The organism is Microbacterium sp. (assembly GCF_035554235.1).
Taxonomy (GTDB): domain Bacteria; phylum Actinomycetota; class Actinomycetes; order Actinomycetales; family Microbacteriaceae; genus Microbacterium.
Genome location: NZ_DATMIO010000018.1, coordinates 13732 through 31516 on the forward strand (window position 1 = coordinate 13732; position 17785 = coordinate 31516).

Below are 17785 nucleotides of genomic sequence, written 5' to 3' on the forward strand. Positions count from 1 at the left end.
TTCACTCGCGAGAAGTGCGAGTGAGAACATCATGCAACAAAGTGGTCGACCAGTCAACCACTATGCGATTTCTCGTCGGAGACCGCCCGAGGGCACGGCGAATGAGGTCAGCTCGGACCGATCTCGGTGAGGGTCGCGTCGATCGCCGCCACGCCCTCGGCGACCTCTTCGTCGGTCACGACGGCCGGCGGAACCACATGCAGGCGGTTGTCCACCACGAACGGAAGGATGCCGCGGCCGAGGAGCCCGGACTTCAGCCGCTGCATGTATCCCGGGGCCGCGGGCTCGCGGGTGCCGCGGTCGGCGACGAGCTCGAGCGCCCAGAAGACACCCGATCCGCGCACCTCGCCGATCACCGGGTGCCGGTCGGCGAGCGACCGCAGCTGCGGCCCGAGCGCATCGGCGCCGATGCGCTTGGCGTTGGCGACGATGCCCTCCTCGGCCATGGCGTCGAGGGTTGCGATGATGCTGGCGGCGGCGAGCGGGTGCCCCGAATAGGTGAGTCCCCCGGGAAAGACGCGCTCGTCGAAGTGCTGGGCGACAGCATCCGAGATCACCACGCCACCGACCGGCACGTACCCCGAGTTCACGCCCTTCGCGAACGTGATGAGGTCGGGGCGCACGTCGAAGGCGTCGAAGGCGAACCACTCGCCGGTGCGCCCGAACCCAGCCATGACCTCGTCGAGGATCAGCAGGGCACCGTACCTGTCGGCGATCTCCCGCACGCCGGCGAGGTACCCGGGCGGTGGGGTGAGCACGCCGGCGGTTCCGGGAACGGTCTCGAGCAGGATCGCGGCGATCGAGTCGGGGCCTTCCGCCTGCACGACCCGCTCGAGGTGGTGCAGCGCGCGCTCGCACTCCTGCTCCGGCGTCTCGGCCCAGAACTCGGAGCGGTACAGGTAGGGGCCGAACACGTGCACGTGACCGCGCGCGTACTCGTTCGGCACCCGGCGCCAGTCGCCCGTCGCCACGATCGCGGCGCCGGTGTTGCCGTGGTAGGACCGGTAGCGGGAGATCACCTTGTCGCGACCGGTGAAGAGGCGGGCCATCCGGATCGCGTTCTCGTTCGCATCCGCACCCCCGTTGGTGAAGAACACCTTCGAGAACCCGTCGGGCGCGAGCGCGGTGATCTTGCGCGCGGCCTGTGCGCGAGTGGCGTTCGCGTGCGCCGGGGCGATCGTGGTGAGGATCGCCGCCTGCTCCTGGATCGCGCGGACGACACGCGGATGCTGATGCCCGATGTTCACGTTGACCAGCTGACTCGAGAAGTCGAGGTACCGCCGTCCGTCCGCGTCCCACACGAACGAGCCGGAACCGCCGACGATCGGCAGCGGGTTCAGAGCGCCTTGCGCCGACCACGAGTGGAAGACAGCGGTGCGGTCCGCGTGCGAGATCGCGGCGTTGCCGGTCAGTGTGTCCTCGACGGTGCTCATGGTTCTCCTCGGTCACTGGGTTGCCTTTCGATTGTGCGATCGCACCCGATCGCGCTGAGTGACAGACTGTTGGTCGACCGAGTGCACCATCGACAATCTGGAGCCAGCCCGTATGTCCATCTCCCTGCAGGTGCTGCTCGACGAGCGCCGGTTCCGGACCGAGCTCCGCACTCCCGCCGACCCGCTCGCCCTGGCCGCTCCCCTCGCGTGGGCCCACAGCTCCGACCTCCCCGATCCGACGCCCTGGCTCACGGAGGGCGGGCTGCTGCTCACCGACGGAGTGCAGTTCCTCGATGACGCGTCGCCGGCGGTCGTCGACCCTTATGTGCGCAGGCTCACTGCGCACGGCATCCGCGCTCTCGGGTTCGCGACGCGCATCGTGCACGACCGGATGCCGCCTGCCCTGGTCGACGCGTGCGTCGCCCACGGGCTCCCCCTGCTCGAGGTCGCCGCGGCCACCCCGTTCATGGGGATCATCCGGTTCGTATCCGATTCGGTCGCCGCCGACCAGCGCGCGCGCCTGGAAGCATCCCTCGCCGCGCAGCGGGCGGTGGCCCGCGCCGCGCTGCGTCCCGACGGCCTCGCGGCCATCCTCCGCGAGCTCGAGAGGAATCTCGGATGCTGGGTGGCCCTCTTCGACGGCGCCGGGCAGCTCGTCCCCGTGCTGACGAAGCACCCGCTGCCTCCGGCGCATGTGGAGGACGTCGCGATCGCCGTTCGAGCCACCCTCGCCCGTGGCCGCTCGGCGGCACGGCGATTGAGCATTCCCGATCTGGGCGAGGTCACGCTGCAGACTCTCGGGCACGGCGAGAACCTGCGCGGCGCGCTCGCGGTCGGCACCGGCGCGACCCTCGACCGCGCCGACTCGGATCTCGTCGAGAGCGTCATCGCGCTCTCGAGCATCGCACTCGAGCAGAGCAGGGCGCTCGATTCCGCGCGCCGCCGGCTGCGCTCCGGCATCATCGAGCTGCTGGCCTCGGGCATCACCGATGTCGCCAGTCGCACCGTGCGACACCTCTGGGGCCACCTCCCGGTCGAGCCCGTGCGCGTGGGATGCGTGGTACTGGATGCCGACACCCGGGCCGATTCGCTGCTCGCGGCGCTCGAGCTCATGGCCGACGACGGCCGCGGCCGCCTGTTCTTCGCGGAGCGCGACGAGCAGGTCTTCGTGATCACGGCGCACGACGACGTCGATGGGCTCAGCGCCCTCCTGCGCCAGCATCGCGCACGTGTCGGCTTCTCGGGCCCGTCACGCTGGGCGGATTTTCCGGAAGCCCTGCGCGAAGCGCGGCGCGCGGCACGACGGACGAGCGGACAGGCTCCGTTCGTGGCGATGGACGAGATGGCGGCGGCCGGTCTGCTCGATCACCTCGAGCAGACCGGTGCGCGCGATGTCGCCCAGCGGATGCTGGCGCCCCTGGAGGCGAGCGCGGACGGCGTCGATCTGCGCCGGACGCTCTGGGTGTGGCTGGCGCACAATGGGGCATGGGACCCGGCGGCGCGAGCGCTCGGCATCCATCGCCACACCTTGCGCAGCCGTGTAGAGATCGCCGGCGCGCTGCTCAACCGAGACCTCGACTCGTTCGGAGACCGCGCCGAGGTCTGGCAGGCCATGGCGCTCCTGAGCGACGACTGACGCCGCGCTCGCGGGCTCAGTTCTGGGGGAATCCGAGGTTGATGCCGCCGTGGCTCGGGTCGAGCCAGCGCGCCGTGACGGCCTTGAGCTGCGTATAGAACCGCACGCCCTCCGCGCCGTGCGCCTTGGTGTCGCCGAACAGCGACGCCTTCCAGCCCCCGAAGGAGAAGGTCGCCACCGGCACCGGAATCGGCACGTTGATGCCGATCATGCCGACCTGCACCTCGTTCTGGAACCTGCGCGCCGCGCCGCCGTCGTTCGTGAAGATCGCCGTACCGTTGCCGAAGGCGCCCTCGTTGATCAACTGCACGCCCTCCTCGTAGCTCGCGACACGCACGACCGACAGCACAGGGCCGAAGATCTCCTCGGTGTAGACCCGCGAAGTCGTGGGCACGTCGTCGATGAGGGTGGGGCCGAGCCAGAAGCCGCCCGGCTCGCCGTCGACCTGCACCCCGCGTCCGTCGACGACGACGGTCGCGCCGTCCTCGATCGCGATGTCGATGTACGACGCGACCTTGTCCCGGTGCTGCTGGGTCACGAGGGGTCCCATGTCGCAGCCGCGACGGCCGTCGCCGATCTTGAGCGAGAGCGCCCGTTCCCGTATCTTCGCCACGAGCGCATCGGCGATCGGCTCGACGGCGACCACGACCGAGATCGCCATGCACCGCTCGCCGGCCGAGCCGAATCCCGCGTTGATGGCCGAGTCCGCGACGAGGTCGAGATCCGCGTCGGGAAGCACGAGCATGTGGTTCTTGGCGCCACCGAGGGCTTGCACGCGTTTGCCGTGGCGTGCGCCGGTCTCGTACACGTACTCCGCGATGGGCGTCGACCCCACGAACGAGATCGCATGCACGTCGGGATGGGTGAGCAGCCCGTCCACGGCGACCTTGTCGCCCTGCAGAACCGTGAACACCCCGTCCGGCAGACCGGCCTCCTTCCAGAGCTCGGCGAGCCAGATCGCCGCGGAGGGGTCCTTCTCGCTGGGCTTCAGGATGACGGAGTTGCCCGCCGCGATCGCGATCGGGAAGAACCACATCGGGACCATCGCCGGAAAGTTGAAGGGCGAGACGATGCCCACGACGCCGAGCGGCTGCCGGATCGAGTAGACGTCGACGCCCGTCGACACCTGCTCGGAGAACTCGCCTTTCAGATGATGCGCGAGCCCGGTCGCGAACTCCACGACCTCCTGCCCGCGGCTGATCTCGCCGAGTGCGTCGGAGAGGACCTTGCCGTGCTCGCTCGTGATGATCTCGGCGAGCTCGCCCTTGCGTGCGTCGAGCAGTTCGCGGAAGCGGAAGACGATCGTCTGCCGCTTCGCGAGCGAGGTGTCCCGCCACGCGGGGTAGGCGGCTTTCGCCGCGGCGACGGCAGAGGCGACGGTCGCATCGTCGGCGAGGAGAACCCGCTTCGTCTCGACACCGGTCGCGGGGTCGTAGACCGGCGCCGTGCGCCCAACGGGCTCGGAGACGGCCGCTCCGCCGATCCAGTGAGAGACCAGCGGGCGTTTTTCGGAGTTATCCGTCAGAGTCATGGCTATTCACCTCGGTGGCAGGGAAGATGTGCCCTGGAAACGTATCCAGTGTCTCCGTGCGCCGGATCGTCTATCTGTCGAAGCCTGCGAGGGGGAATGGACAGATTGTCGATGACCTCGCGGCGCGAGTCGCGGGACGATGAGTTCCCGCCTTCACCGATTCGGAGCAGCCCATGACCCCCCAGCCAAACATCGACAGCGTGGATGCCTTCGACCTGACGATCCTCCGGGATCGCATCCCGCGGGACCAGGACGCGGGGGGCGACCCTTCGGTCGGATCGAAGGTGTTGTTCAACTTCGGCTCCACCGAGCTGGGAATCTGGGACATGGGCGTGGGTGCCATGTACGACGTAGAGATCGACGAAGCGTTCGTGGTGCTCGAAGGCGAGGGCACCGTGGACGTGCTCGACGCGAGCGGGCTGGTCGCGGAGACGACGGTGCTGCGCGCCGGCATCGTCGGTCGGCTGTATGCCGGCACGCGAACCCGCTGGACGGTGACCCGCACGTTGCGCAAGGTGTACATCGCTCCTGCAGAGGCGCCGACTCAGGCGTGACCCGCGGCGTTCCCCGCCGCCCGAACCCAGGAGATTGCATGCCCCTCCCCACCGCTTACGGTCACGAGCTGCGCCACCCCCTCGCCTCGCTGCGAGCGAGCATCGCCGACGCATCACCCATTCCGTTCTGGCAGGACGACGCCGCCCAGCCCGAGCCGCGTGCCGTTCTCCCAGGCGACGTCGAGACCGACCTCCTCGTGATCGGCGGCGGGTACGCCGGCCTCTGGACGGCCATCCAGGCGAAGGAGCGTCAGCCCGGGCGGCGCGTGGTGCTGCTGGAAGGCGACCGCGTCGGGCGTGCCGCGAGCGGACGCAACGGCGGGTTCGCCGAGGCCAGCCTCACCCACGGCGAGGAGAACGGCAGCCTGCACTTTCCCGACGAGCTCGACGTCATCGGGCGGCTCGCCGACGAGAACTTCGACGGATTCGCGCAGTCCATCGCCCGCTACGGCATCGACGCGGAGTACGAGGCGTCGGGGGTTCTCGCGGTGGCGACCGAACCGCACCAGGTCGAGGCGCTCCGGGAGTCGGGTGCGCCCCTCCTCGTCGGCGAGGCGCTCGAGGCCCGCGCGCGCTCGCCGCTCTACCGCGCAGGGCTCTTCACCGCCGAAGGAGCATCGCTCGTGCATCCCGCGAAGCTCGCGTGGGGCCTCGCCGACGCCGCCGCGCAGCTCGGCGTCGAGATCTACGAGCGCTCCGCCGTCCTCCGGCTGGCGAAATCCGCTGGCGGCGTCATCGCCCAGACGCGGAACGGTGTGGTGCGCGCGGCACGAGTGGCGCTGGCGACGAACGGATTCCCGTCGCTGCTGCGAAGGCTGCGCCTTTTCACCGTGCCGATCTACGACTACGCGCTGATGACGGAGCCGCTCAGCGCCGACCAGCTCGCGGAGATCGGCTGGACCGGCCGGCATGGCATCACCGATCTCGGCCGCGAGTTTCACTACTACCGCAAGTCGAGGGACAACCGCATCCTCTTCGGCGGCTATGACGCCGTCTACCACCGCGGCCGCCGGGTCACGCCGGCGCATGATCAGCGGCCCGAGACCTTCCTCCGGCTCGCCGACCACTTCTTCTCAACGTTCCCCTCGCTCGCGGCCACACGGTTCACCCACGCTTGGGGCGGCATGATCGACATGTCCACCCAGCTGGTCGCGTTCCACGGATCCGCGTACGGCGGGCGCGTGGCGTACAGCTCCGGCTATACCGGGCTGGGCGTCGTCGCGACGCGCTTCGGGGCCGCGGTCATGCTCGACCTCCTCGAGGGGGCCGACACCGAGCGCACGCGGCTGAGGATGTCGCGCCGGCTCCCCATCCCGATCCCCCCCGAACCCCTCGCCTACCCGCTCATCCAGACGATGCGGCACGCCGTCGCGAAGTCCGACCGCAACGGCGGCAAGGACGGGTTCCTGCTGCGGACCGCCGCTCGGTTCGGCGTGGGCTTCGACTCCTGACGGATACTGGTCGGAGCGCGCCTTCGGTCGCGTGGGCGTGCCGTCTACAATGATGACAACTGTGTTGACTTAACTTCGGAGAAAACGTGGACAACCGACTCATCCGAGCCCTCGGAGTGACTGCGATCGCGTCGGGAGCGATTCTCGCCGCTCGGGCGGTGTGGGCGAACCAGTCCCGCATCGCCTTCGGCCGTCCACTCAACGAGTGGACCTTCTCCCACATGGACCGCATCATGCCGACCGCGCCGGTCCCGCGCGGCGGCGCCGTCCGGCCACTGCGACCCTCGTCCACCCCGATGCCTCGCACCTATGAGGTCGACGGCGCCCGACGCGGTCTCGACGAGCTCCACCGGCGCACGAACACGACATCGATGGTCGTCCTGCACCGGGGCGAGCTCACGCACGAGACGTATCCGGGCCGGTTCGCGAATCCAGACCGGAGAATGCAGCTCTTCTCGGTGTCGAAGTCGGTGACATCGATCCTTACGGGGATCGCGATCGAGGAGGGACTCCTTTCGCTCAGCGACCGAGTCCGGGACAGGTGCTGGTGGCTGGTCGGCAGCGCGTTCAGCGACGTCACGCTCGAACAACTGCTCGACATGTCCAGCGGCGTCGGCGATCTGGAGGATTGGAACGACCCGAACAGCCTTCTCATGCGCTTCGATGCCGCCGCTTCGGGCTCGGGCGACATCCGAGAGGTCGCCCGAGTGGCCGAGCGCACGCGCCCGGCCGGCACGGCCTTCAACTACTCGACCGTCGACACCCAGGTCATCGGCTGGATGCTGGAGAGTGCCAGTGGCATGTCTCTCGCCGAGTACGCCTCGGCCCGCCTCCTTGCCCGGATCGGAGCCGAGCGGGACGGGTACTACTTCCTGACGCGCAAGGCTCCGCGGGCGGCAATCGCCGGGGGCTCGCTCAACCTGACGTCGCGCGACCTCGCCCGCATCGGGCACATGATGTCCACGAACGGCAGAGTCGGTGCCGATCAGATCGTCGACCCGGCGTGGGTGGAGCGCGGACGCACTTCTGAGTACTCGTATCTGCAGCTCGGCGAGCTCGGCATGAGCGGCTATCCCGAGTTCGGCTACGCGAATCAGTGGTGGACACTGGGCGGTCCGACACGAGCCTTCTGCGCGATCGGTGTGCACGGACAGTACCTCTTCGTCGACCCTGAGCGCGAAGTGGTCATCGCCAAGACGAGCGCGTGGTCGGCGGCCGATGATCTCGTGCGCAACCACGAGACGGTCCGCGCGTTCGAGTCGATCGCAGCACAGCTCGCCGGCGGCTGACCACACGCAGAAGCCGGCGGTCGCCCGCGACGGCCTCCGACGCCTCCCGCTATCGCACGGCTATCGCGTATGACTCATCGCGCTCCGCATCCACAGCCCCCGCATGCGGCTCGAGGGGTTCCCCGTTTCCGAGCTTCTGCCTCTTTACGAGGCGTGCGGCGACGAGAACGACAGTGATCGCCGCGATCGCGCCGATGACGGCGAGGATCGCACCGACCCACACCGGCGAGCTCCGCACCAGGAGCTGCGTGCCGATCAGGGGTCCGAGCCCGGCACCCAGCGTGTAGAAGCCGTTGACGAGCACACTGACACGGCCATCCGACGAGGTCGCCGCCGCGAGACCGAAGATCAGCGGGATGATCGCGCCCAGCGCGAATCCCCACGCGAGGCTGGCGACCAGCACCTCGATCTGATCCGTCCCGCCCGCGAGCAGGAACTTGGCGACGATGCTCACTCCGAACAGGACCGCCAGGCTGGGCACGCGACCCACGAACCGCAGGAAGAGCGGCGCGGCGAGCGCCCCGAGCAGGCCGAAGAGGATCGCGCCCGCGTAGATCATGGGCAGATCGTCCTTGCTCAGGGTCGGAATGTTGACGCCCAGGAAGATCTCGATGAGGGCGTATGTCGCCTCATCGGTGACCGTCCACAGGGCGAACCCGACGGAGAGGAGCCACGCGAGCGCCTGCCGCGACTGCGCGGCTGGACGGCCCGCGGGGGCAACGTCGGGCGAGGTCGCCACTGCCGGTGGCAGTCGTCGCGACAGGGCGAACGTGATCAGGCCGATCGAGATGAGGGCCCACATCATCGCCTCGAAGGATCCCCCCAGCACAGGGATGAGGATGAAGACTCCCGCCACCACGACGCGATTGACGATCATCGCGACCGCCGTTATGGGGTCGGGATTCTGCATGCTCGACAGCGAGGCCGTCGCCGCGGCGACCATCAGACCCGAACCCACACCGCCGAGCACGAGCGCACCAAGCACCACCGGGGCGATCGGGATCAGCGCCGCGACAAGGTACACGCTCACCAGGATCGCGAGGCCGACCGCGCTCAGTGAGCCTCGTCGTCCTTTGGCCAGCAACGGCCGGACGCTCAGGACGACGGCCGCGTTCACCAGGGTCATCGAGGTTGCGGCGATCCCTGCGAGATCGAGCGGAACCGAGAATCTGCCGACCAGCTCTCCGACGATCATCGGCACGAGGTTGGCGGGCAGCAGCGCGAACACCCAGGTGGTGACGATGCTGAGCGCGGGAACGGCACCCCGCACCCGATCAGCGCCCACTTCCTGGGCCTGCAGTTGTGACATGATCGCCTTTCCCGCGCATTCGTTTACCTTCGTCTCGCATGCGCCGCACGACCGTGCCGTCATCCCTGACTTCGCATGACTATGCCATCACTGATGACATCATTGTTGCCAAATCCCCCGAAGGGTCCTGGCGGACCAGCACGCCACGCCGGCCGCCCGTCAGCCGAGAACTGCTCCATCGGCTCGCGGATCGCTCGCCGCGGCGAGCGGTCCGACCGCCGAGACGATGTTGGCCTGACCGACCAGATCGCTCATCGCACCGACCTCCACCGTGTCGCCGGAGGCGACGAGAGCGCGCCGCGCGGCCGGATCGGCGTCCTCCTCGACGATCACGGTCTCCGCCGGATGCACCGGCGTTCCGCCTCCGACGATGAACCTCGGCAGGCTCACCGCCTCCCGGGGTGAGGCGCCGTTCAGGAGCCGCAGGAGCAGTTGCGCATGCACCTGCGGCTGGCCCTGTCCGCCCTGGGTGGCCAGGGCCCAGGAGAGCGATCCATCGCGGGTGACCAGCACGGGCATCAGCGTGTGCGCCGGACGCTTGCGCGGCGCCACCGCGTTCGGAGAGTCATCCCGAAGCGAGAAGGATGTGCCGCGATTGTGCAGCAGCACTCCCGTGTTCGGCTCGAGCACCCCGGAGCCGAAGGCGTAGTACACGCTCTGGATGAGGGAGACCGCGAACCCGGCGGAGTCGACCACCGCGACTCCGACCGTGTCGCCGCGCGGCCGATGGGGCAGCTCGCGCGCAGGAGGGACCGGGAGTGCGGCCGCAGAGGAGGAGAGCAGGGTGTCGAGCTCCACCTCGGCAAACCTCGGGTCGGCGAGCAGAGCGTCGCGCACCGCGTTCGCTTCGCGGAACGCGTCAGCGAACACCCCGGCATCCGAGCCGAGCAGAGTCGGCCCCAGACCCGCGGCCTCGAATGCCGCGAGCGCTCGCAGGAGGACGAACCCCTGGGTATTGGGACCGCTCGTGTGCACATCGACTCCGGCGAATCGCGCCGTGATCGGATCGCGGACCTCCGGCTCATACGCGGCGAGATCGTCGCGCGAGATCACCGAGCCGAGCTTCCGCATCCCGTCGACGATCTGCTCGGCGGTTCGACCGCGATAGAACTCGTCGGCACCGTCGGCCTGGATCCGCCGGAGCGTAGCCGCCAGTGCCGGCTGCTTCATGATGTCGCCGAGCTCCAAACGCACTCCCCCTGGCGCGAACACGGCGGCCGCCCCCGGGTCATCCCACAGGTGCGGCGCCGAGCCGAGGCAGTGAGCGAGATCACGCGCGACGGGCACGCCCTCTTCGGCGAATCGAACGGGATCCTCGAACAGGCGCTCCCAGGGTGTGGCGCCCGCGAGCCGATGAAGCAGCCCCCACCCGCCCACCCCGCCCGGGACGGTGATCGTGTCGATGCCATGCACGGGGATGCTCTCTCCGTGCCGTGCCCGCAGCCGCTCGGCGGATTCCGCGGCCGGCGCGCCACCCGTGGCATTGATGCAGATCATCCGGCCATCCGGGAATCGGACGAGGGCGACCAGGTCACTGCCGAGTGCGACGTTCTGCGGATAGACGACGGTCAGCACGGCGGCGGCCGCGATCGCGGCATCCACCGCGTTTCCGCCCTCTCCGAGCACGGCCGTCGCCGCCTCCGTCGCCAGTCGATGCGGCGATGCCACCGTCCCTGCGCCGAGGCCAGTGTGTGCGCTGCTCGCCGATTTCATTCCGCTCCGTACGTCGTTGGTGTGGCCCATTGTTCCCGCTGTGGCCGCGATCAGCTTGCCAGCGACGCTTCGACGGCAGGCGTCGAAAGCGTGAGGAGATCCCACGCCGCGCGCGGGATCGCCTCGACGAGAGCGCGAGTGTACGGATGCTGCGGCGCAGCCAGCAGCGTTCGGGGATCGCCCTCTTCCACCACCTGACCCGATCGCATCACGAGGGCGTGGTCGGCGATGCTGCTCACGAGGTTCAGGTCGTGGCTGACGAAGACGACGGCCAATCCGGTCGCGATGCGCACGGAGTCGATCAGCTCGAGGACCTGGGCCCGCACCGACACATCGAGAGCGGAGGTGGCCTCATCGAGCACGAGCACCTCGGGATCGACCGCGAGGGAGCAAGCGATCGCGGCCCGCTGTCGCTGGCCTCCGGAGAGCGATCGCGGCTGCGCAGCGCCGTGCCGTTCTTCGAGGCCGACTCGGCTGAGCAGTTCGTCGATCCTCTCCGTGCGCTGAGCGCCTTTCGCCAGCCCGTGGAGCCCCAGGACCCTTTCGATGCCCTGACGAACCGTGAGTCGAGGGTCGAGGGAGTGGTACGGATCCTGGAAGACGATCTGCGCGCGGCGCGCACGCGCGAGCCGCGCGTTGCGGCGACCGGGTGCGACGGGAGCACTCATCCGCGGGAAGTCGACGACACCGTCATCGGGCTCCTCCAGCCCCACGAGCATGCGCGCGGTCGTGGACTTTCCCGATCCCGATTCGCCGACCAGGGCCACGGTCTGTCCGCGCCGCACATCGAAGCTGATGCGTTCGACCGCCACGACATCGCCCTGCCTCGTGTGATAGCTCTTGCGCAGCCCGTCGACTCGGAGAGCGGGGGTGTCGTCGGCTTCGGCGGATGCCGAGACCTCGAAAGAGCGTGTCGCGATCGCCGACGGGCGAGCGGCCAGAAGCGTCCGCGTATACGGCGCGGCCGGAGCGCTGAACACCTCTCGGGGAGTTCCGCTCTCCACGATCACGCCGCCGGTCATGACGCAGATGCGGTCGCAGACCGCCCCCGCGAGATCCAGATCGTGGGTGATGAAGAGCATGCCCATATCACGGCTGCTCTGCTCGGAGCGAAGGATGCGCACCACTTCGGCCTGCGAGAGCACATCGAGCGCGGATGTCGGCTCATCGCACACCAGCAGCTGCGGTTCGCACATGAGCGCACCCGCGATCATGACCCGCTGAAGCATTCCCCCGGACAGCTGGTGGGGATACTGACGCATGTGCATGGCGGGGTCGGGAAGGCCGACCTCCTGCAGCAGCGACAGGGCTCGCTCCTCGGCCCGTGCGCGAGTCCACGACGGGTCCAGCAGGAGGGACTCGGTCAGGAAGTCACCGAGGCGGCGCGAGGGGTTGATCGCCGAGCGCGGGTCCTGGAACACCATGCTCACTTTGCTCCGACGCAGGGCACGCAACTGCGACGTCGAGGCCGAGAGCGCCTCGAGCCCGGTGACGTGGACCGTTCCGCTCGTGACGGCGCGGGCGGGGAGCAATCCGATCGCCGCGCGCGCGGTCAGGGATTTTCCTGACCCCGATTCGCCCACGAGGCCCACGACCTCTCCCTTCGCCACCGAGAGGGAGACTCCGCGCAGCAACTCGGTTCCGGGGTGCGATCCCACGCTCAGGCGAAGATCGTCGATGTTCAGCAGCGCAGTCATGCGGACCTCCGCGCGAAGCGATCAGCGAGGTGATCGCCCACGATGTTGAACGCCACGACGGTGAGAACGATCGCGGCTGCAGGGATGAAAGCGGGAAGGGGGTGCCCATCCAGCATGGCCGTACGCGCATCGTTGACCATCGCACCCCAATCGGGGGTCGGGGGCTGGATGCCGAGCCCCAGGAACGACAGGGCGGCCAGGTCGAGCATGGCGTACGCGAAGTTCATCGCGGACTGCGCCGAGATCGTCGGCGCGATGTTCGGCATCAGGGCGCGCAGGGCGACGAACGGGCTCGAGAAGCCCTGCACCCGGTACGCCGCGATATAGGGTTTCGTCCGCTCCGACACGACGACGTTTCGCACGAGTCGCGCGACGTACGGCGAGTACGCGATGCACATCGCCACGACCGGGGCGACGACTCCCTTTCCGAAGATCGCGACCGCGATGATGGCGATCAGCAGACCGGGAAACGCGAAGACTATATCGGTGACTCGCGTCAGGACCCGATCGACCCATCCGCCGAACCACCCGGCGAACAGCCCGATCGCCGTGCCCAGGAGCGTGGAGATCGCGACGATCACGAGCGGCGCGATAAGCGCACTCTGCGCCCCCCAGATCATCCGCGAGAGGATGTCGCGCCCCGACGCGTCGGTACCGAGCACATGCCCCGCCGAGGGCAGCGCCATGGGCGCGTCGAACGAGAGCTGTGTGGGGCTCTGGATGGGCAGCACCGGGGCCAGCAGCGCGGCCGCCGCCACGAGAGCGATGAAGCCCACGCTCAGCCCGAAGAACAGATTGCCCGTCCCGACCTTGAAAGTGCGGGCCACCGGTGGGCTGCTGAGCATCGTGGCGGCGCTCATCGGGCGCTCCTTCCGGCTGCGGACCTCGGATCGATCAGCGGCTGCAGAGAGTCGACGATCGCGTTGGTGACGACGAACGCGACGACCACGATGAGCACGATGGCCTGCACGACGGGGAAGTCCGATCCATTGATGGCCTGCACGAGAAGCGATCCCACTCCGTTGAGCCCGAAGAGCTGCTCCACGACCGAACTGCCGACGAAGAGGGCTGCCAGGAGGGTGCCGAGGATGGTCGTGATGGGGCCGAGGGAATTGCGGAAGGCATGCCGCCCCACCACGGTCCGAAACGGCACGCCCCGGCTCAGAGCGACCTCGACGTGCTCCTTGCCGAGCTGCTCGATCATCGCCACCCTGACCACCCGCGCGACGAGCGCGATCGCGCCGATTGCGAGGGCGATCGCGGGGAGGGTCAGATGCCACACCGCGTCGAAAAAGCCTGAACCCATGCCGAATGTCGGGAACCAGCCGAGACCGACGCTGAAGGCGGAGATCAGGACGACACCCGCCACGAACGCCGGCACCGCCGCCACCGCAGTGACCACGATCACCAGTGCGCGATCGATGGTCCTGCCTGCCTTGACTGCCGAATACACGCCCACGGCCACTCCGACGATCGCGATGAGGGCCATCGAGTACGCCACCAAGCCGATCGTCGTGGGCAGCCGCGAAACGATCAGTTCCGAGACGGGACTGCGGAAGCGGTACGAGTAGCCGAAGTCACCGGTCACGACATTCGTGAGCCAGTTCCAGAACTGCACCCACAGCGGTTGATCCAGTCCGTACTTCTCGGTGACCGCCGCGACGGCGGCGGGGTCGCGGTTCCCCCTCCCCTGGATGAGAATGTCCAGGGGATCGCCGGGAACCAGCTGCAGCGCCAGGAAGACGAGTGCCGAGACCACGAGGAGCGTGATCAGGACATTCCCGACTTGCCGGAGCACGGACGAGGTGACGCCCATCAGGACCCTGCGGCCCCGACCGCTGCCGCCCACGGGTAGTAGAGGTAGTTGATGGCGGGCGAGGGACCGGTGATCCGATCACTGATGAACATGGTGCTCGGCTGGGTCTCCAGCGGCAGCCACGGAATCTCGGTCGCAAGGAGGGCGTTCATCTTGGCGACGGTGTCCTGCCGGTCCTCCGGTGTCGCCTGCGCGCTCATCTGGTTGTACAGATCGACGTACTCGTCGTTCTTCCAGTTGCCGTAGTTGGAGAAACCGTCCGGGAGCAGGGTGGACATGAACTGCGCACCGTCTCCAGACGAGATGTACCACAACGTGGGCAGCAGGTCGATGTCCTTGCGGTTCTCGGGCTCGCCGAAGTACGCGCCGTACTCATCGCCCGCGACCGAGTTGATGGTCGCGTCCAGGCCGATCGTCTCGGCGGCCTGCACGAGAGCCTGTGCGAGGATCTCGAACGGCTCGAACCCCGCATAGGAAGCGATGACGATGCTCTCCCCGGACAGGTCGATGCCCTCGACCAGCTTCTTGGCCGCCTCAGGGTCGTAGTCATAGCCGTCCGGCAGGGCGGCTTCGATCGCATCAACGTCGTATCCGACCCACGTGCTGTCGGGAATGAGCGTGTCGGCGGTCTTGGCGTAGCCCCGGTAGATCGAATCGACCATGCCCTGGCGGTCGAGCGCGGTCAGGAGCGCCTGGCGCACGCGCGTGTCTCCGAGAGGCCCCTCCATGTCGGTGACGATCACGCTGTCGGTCGTCGTGTTCAATCCGAAGTACACGTCGCCGTGGTCGGAGTCGGACAGCTGGCTCAACGCACTCGGGGCGATTCCGAAGCCGCCGTCGACCTCGCCCGCGGTCATCGCGTTCATGCGGGCAGTCCAGTCGGGAAGGAAGACGAACTCCACCTCGCCGGCCTGCGCGGTGAGCTCGGGATCCCAGTAGTCATCGAACTTCTCCAGGGTGATGGACTTGCCGCTCGTCCACGAGCCGAGCGTGAACGGCCCGGTGCAGTTCACACCGCCCGATGGAGTGCCGTAGGTCTCGTCCGCCGTGGCGAGAGTCTGAGCGGACTCCACGACTCCGGCGGTCGTCGCGAGCCAGCTGTTGAAGAGGGCGTTGGGCCTGGGAAGGGTGATGGTCACCTCCAGCGGCCCCGTGGCTTGGATCTGCGCATCGAGGAACTCCGAGACCCAGTACGAGCCGACCGCGGGATCCTGATGGCGAGTGAAGGAGGCCACGACATCGGCCGAGGTCATGACCGTCCCGTCGTGGAACTTCACATCGGGACGAAGCTTATACACGTAGGTCGTGTCATCGACCTGGGTGTACGACTCGGCGAGGCCGGGCGAGACCGAGAGGTCGTTGTCCCAGCGGAAGAGCGAATCGCACACGTTCGCCAGCACCGTGCTCGGGGCGTAGTCGTTCGTGTACGCGAAGTCGAGCGATCCCGGCTCGTTGGGCAGCGACCACGTGAAGGAGTCGATGGGGCCGGTCGGGTCAGGGCTGTCCGCCGTGATCTCGAACTCAGCGGGCGCGACCGACTCCCCGGAGTCGGGCGCACCCGCGCATGAGGTCAGGACGAACGCGGCGGAGAGCGCTATGCCGGTCGAGGCAAGGGCGGAGCGGCGCGTGCGGCTGCGTCGGGAATGGTGCTGAGACATGGTGACTCCTCGGGTTTCGGGTAGAGCGGAAGCGAATCAGGATGCGGTCGGTCGCGCGTACGCGAGGTCGGCTTCGTAGACGGGTTCTCCGCCGATCCAGGTGGATGCGACGCGACAGTCGGCGATCTCTCGGGGCTCGACCGTGAAGGGATTCACTGCAAGCACGACGAGGTCGGCCAGCATCCCTTCCGCGATGGCACCGGTCAGGTTCTCGCGTCGGTTGACGAAGCTGCTTCCGACCGTGTACGCGTCCCACGCTTGGACGAGGGTCAGGGCCTGTTCGGGCAGGAACGGCTCCTTCGCCTCGTCGGCCACCTCGGCGACTCGGGTCACGGCCACCTGCATTCCCGCGAGCGGATCGGCACTCGAGACCGGCCAGTCGCTGCCACCGGCGAGCCGAACCCCCGCGGCCGCGAACTCCGCGAAGGGATACTGACGCGTAGCCAGATCGGGATGCAAGAAGGGAAGGGTGAGCTCGGTCATCTGGGCCTCGTTGCGAGCCCAGTAGGGCTGGATGTTCGCAACAGCCCCCAGTTCCGCGAACCGGCGCACATCCGCACTCTGCACCACCTGGACATGGGCGAGATGATGACGGCGGCCCGTCGTGCCGTTCTGCCGGGCGGCGTTCGCGACCGCGTCGAGGGCCTCGACGACGGCGCGGTCGCCGAGCGCGTGGAAGTGCACCTGCGTTCCCGCGGCGTCAAGCGCGGCGACGACCCGCCCAAGCACCTCGACGTCCACGAAGCTCAGCCCGGCATTCGTCGTTTCGTGACCGCACGCGTCGCGGTACGGCTGGGTCATCGCCGCTGTGAAGTTCTCGGCGATGCCGTCAACCATGATCTTCACGGAGTCGGCATCGAAGCGGGCCGGGTCCTCATCGACGGAGGCGCGACGCTCGAGCAGCGCAGCGACCTGGTCTTCGCTCTCCTGCCGGTCGTACCAGAGAGCGGCCGTGACCCGCGCTTTGAGGGAGCCGTCGCGCAGCGCCCGGCGATAGACATCCAGGTGATCCACCCCGTCGCGCACCTGCACCGCAGCGTCCTGCCAGCCCGTGATGCCCAGCGCGAGGCAATGCTCCTGCGCGCGAAGCAGCGCGGCATAGAGCTCATCGGGTGACACGGCGGGCCTGACGCGGTCGACCAGGTAGGCCGCTCCCTCGTGGAGCGTGCCCGAGGGAGCACCGTCCGCGCTCCGCTCGATGCGCCCGTCCACGGGGTCGGGAGTCTCGGCGGTGATGCCTGCGAGGGCGAGCGCGCGCGAGTTGACCCACGATCCGTGGTGGTCGGCGTTTGCGAGGGACACCGGGCGATCGGGGCAGATCTCGTCCAGGATGTCGGAAGTCGGCGTGCCACCGGGGAACCACGAGAGCTGCCAGCCTCCCCCGACGATCCACTCGTCGTCGGGGTGCGCGTCCACGTAGGCGCGAATCAGCGCTTTGCACTCCTCCGCGTCGGCCGCACCGACGAGGTTGCACTGACCCAGTTCGAAACCGCCCATGATCGGATGGAGATGCGAATCGACGAAGGAGGCCGACACGAGGCCGCCCGCGAGGTCGACCACCCGCCCGTCGGGCGATCCGAGATCGCGAATCTCCGCGTCGGGTGCGACCGCCACGATCCGTTCCCCGTGAACGGCTACACCCACCCCGTCGACGGGCCCCCGGCCCGGCAGGTATGTGCTTCCTCCGACGAAGATCGG

Annotated in this window: 13 protein-coding genes; 4 read left to right on the forward strand and 9 right to left on the reverse strand. The window is 68.4% G+C overall.

The window, feature by feature from the left end:
- Positions 1 to 107: 107 nt before the first annotated feature.
- Positions 108 to 1433 (reverse strand): aspartate aminotransferase family protein, encoded by a 1326-nt coding sequence (locus tag VNT50_RS00965; RefSeq protein WP_325483240.1) that lies wholly within the window; start codon positions 1431 to 1433, stop codon positions 108 to 110.
- Between the two features lie 112 nt (positions 1434 to 1545).
- On the opposite strand from VNT50_RS00965, the gene VNT50_RS00970 reads away from it, so the two are divergent.
- Positions 1546 to 3069 carry a helix-turn-helix domain-containing protein gene (locus VNT50_RS00970; RefSeq protein ID WP_325483241.1) on the forward strand — a complete coding sequence of 508 codons (1524 nt, stop codon included), beginning with the start codon at positions 1546 to 1548 and terminating at the stop codon, positions 3067 to 3069.
- A 16-nt stretch (positions 3070 to 3085) separates the two neighbouring features.
- Here the strand turns inward: VNT50_RS00970 and VNT50_RS00975 are convergent, their stop codons facing one another.
- A complete protein-coding gene (locus VNT50_RS00975) occupies positions 3086 to 4600 on the reverse strand; it encodes a CoA-acylating methylmalonate-semialdehyde dehydrogenase (protein ID WP_325483242.1) in 1515 nt (504 codons plus the stop codon).
- A gap of 173 nt (positions 4601 to 4773) precedes the next feature.
- Here VNT50_RS00975 and VNT50_RS00980 point away from each other — a divergent pair, with 173 nt between their 5' ends.
- From VNT50_RS00980 to VNT50_RS00990, 3 genes are all read left to right on the forward strand, one after another.
- Positions 4774 to 5154 (forward strand): cupin domain-containing protein, encoded by a 381-nt coding sequence (locus VNT50_RS00980; RefSeq protein WP_325483243.1) that lies wholly within the window; start codon positions 4774 to 4776, stop codon positions 5152 to 5154.
- Between the two features lie 38 nt (positions 5155 to 5192).
- Positions 5193 to 6605 (forward strand): NAD(P)/FAD-dependent oxidoreductase, encoded by a 1413-nt coding sequence (locus tag VNT50_RS00985; RefSeq protein ID WP_325483244.1) that lies wholly within the window; start codon positions 5193 to 5195, stop codon positions 6603 to 6605.
- Positions 6606 to 6691: 86 nt separating this feature from the next.
- Positions 6692 to 7894: a serine hydrolase domain-containing protein gene (locus tag VNT50_RS00990; protein ID WP_325483245.1), complete on the forward strand. Its 1203-nt coding sequence runs from the start codon at positions 6692 to 6694 to the stop codon at positions 7892 to 7894.
- 49 nt (positions 7895 to 7943) lie between these two features.
- Here the strand turns inward: VNT50_RS00990 and VNT50_RS00995 are convergent, their stop codons facing one another.
- From VNT50_RS00995 to VNT50_RS01025, 7 genes are all read right to left on the reverse strand, one after another.
- Positions 7944 to 9203: an MFS transporter gene (locus tag VNT50_RS00995; protein ID WP_325483246.1), complete on the reverse strand. Its 1260-nt coding sequence runs from the start codon at positions 9201 to 9203 to the stop codon at positions 7944 to 7946.
- A 159-nt stretch (positions 9204 to 9362) separates the two neighbouring features.
- On the reverse strand, positions 9363 to 10871 hold the full coding sequence (locus tag VNT50_RS01000; RefSeq protein ID WP_325483247.1) for a gamma-glutamyltransferase family protein: 1509 nt from the start codon (positions 10869 to 10871) through the stop codon (positions 9363 to 9365).
- A gap of 95 nt (positions 10872 to 10966) precedes the next feature.
- Positions 10967 to 12613 carry an ABC transporter ATP-binding protein gene (locus VNT50_RS01005; RefSeq protein WP_325483248.1) on the reverse strand — a complete coding sequence of 549 codons (1647 nt, stop codon included), beginning with the start codon at positions 12611 to 12613 and terminating at the stop codon, positions 10967 to 10969.
- Positions 12610 to 13473 (reverse strand): ABC transporter permease, encoded by an 864-nt coding sequence (locus VNT50_RS01010; protein ID WP_325483249.1) that lies wholly within the window; start codon positions 13471 to 13473, stop codon positions 12610 to 12612. The genes VNT50_RS01005 and VNT50_RS01010 overlap by 4 nt, the downstream gene beginning before the upstream one ends.
- Positions 13470 to 14429 carry an ABC transporter permease gene (locus VNT50_RS01015; RefSeq protein ID WP_325483250.1) on the reverse strand — a complete coding sequence of 320 codons (960 nt, stop codon included), beginning with the start codon at positions 14427 to 14429 and terminating at the stop codon, positions 13470 to 13472. Before VNT50_RS01015 ends, VNT50_RS01010 begins: the two co-directional genes overlap by 4 nt.
- The gene (locus VNT50_RS01020; protein WP_325483251.1) at positions 14429 to 16087 is read right to left on the reverse strand and encodes an ABC transporter substrate-binding protein; all 1659 of its coding nucleotides are present in this window, start codon (positions 16085 to 16087) and stop codon (positions 14429 to 14431) included. The genes VNT50_RS01015 and VNT50_RS01020 overlap by 1 nt, the downstream gene beginning before the upstream one ends.
- A gap of 36 nt (positions 16088 to 16123) precedes the next feature.
- Positions 16124 to 17701 carry an amidohydrolase gene (locus tag VNT50_RS01025; RefSeq protein WP_325483252.1) on the reverse strand — a complete coding sequence of 526 codons (1578 nt, stop codon included), beginning with the start codon at positions 17699 to 17701 and terminating at the stop codon, positions 16124 to 16126.
- Positions 17702 to 17785 lie beyond the last annotated feature (84 nt).

Coding starts and splice junctions, on each gene's coding strand:
- VNT50_RS00980 (WP_325483243.1), top strand. CDS start 4,774: ATGACCCCCCAGCCAAACATCGACAGCGTGGATGCCTTCGACCTGACG.
- VNT50_RS01005 (WP_325483248.1), bottom strand. CDS start 12,613: ATGACTGCGCTGCTGAACATCGACGATCTTCGCCTGAGCGTGGGATCG.
- VNT50_RS01010 (WP_325483249.1), bottom strand. CDS start 13,473: ATGAGCGCCGCCACGATGCTCAGCAGCCCACCGGTGGCCCGCACTTTC.
- VNT50_RS01015 (WP_325483250.1), bottom strand. CDS start 14,429: ATGGGCGTCACCTCGTCCGTGCTCCGGCAAGTCGGGAATGTCCTGATC.
- VNT50_RS00985 (WP_325483244.1), top strand. CDS start 5,193: ATGCCCCTCCCCACCGCTTACGGTCACGAGCTGCGCCACCCCCTCGCC.
- VNT50_RS00995 (WP_325483246.1), bottom strand. CDS start 9,203: ATGTCACAACTGCAGGCCCAGGAAGTGGGCGCTGATCGGGTGCGGGGT.
- VNT50_RS00970 (WP_325483241.1), top strand. CDS start 1,546: ATGTCCATCTCCCTGCAGGTGCTGCTCGACGAGCGCCGGTTCCGGACC.
- VNT50_RS01020 (WP_325483251.1), bottom strand. CDS start 16,087: ATGTCTCAGCACCATTCCCGACGCAGCCGCACGCGCCGCTCCGCCCTT.
- VNT50_RS00975 (WP_325483242.1), bottom strand. CDS start 4,600: ATGACTCTGACGGATAACTCCGAAAAACGCCCGCTGGTCTCTCACTGG.
- VNT50_RS00965 (WP_325483240.1), bottom strand. CDS start 1,433: ATGAGCACCGTCGAGGACACACTGACCGGCAACGCCGCGATCTCGCAC.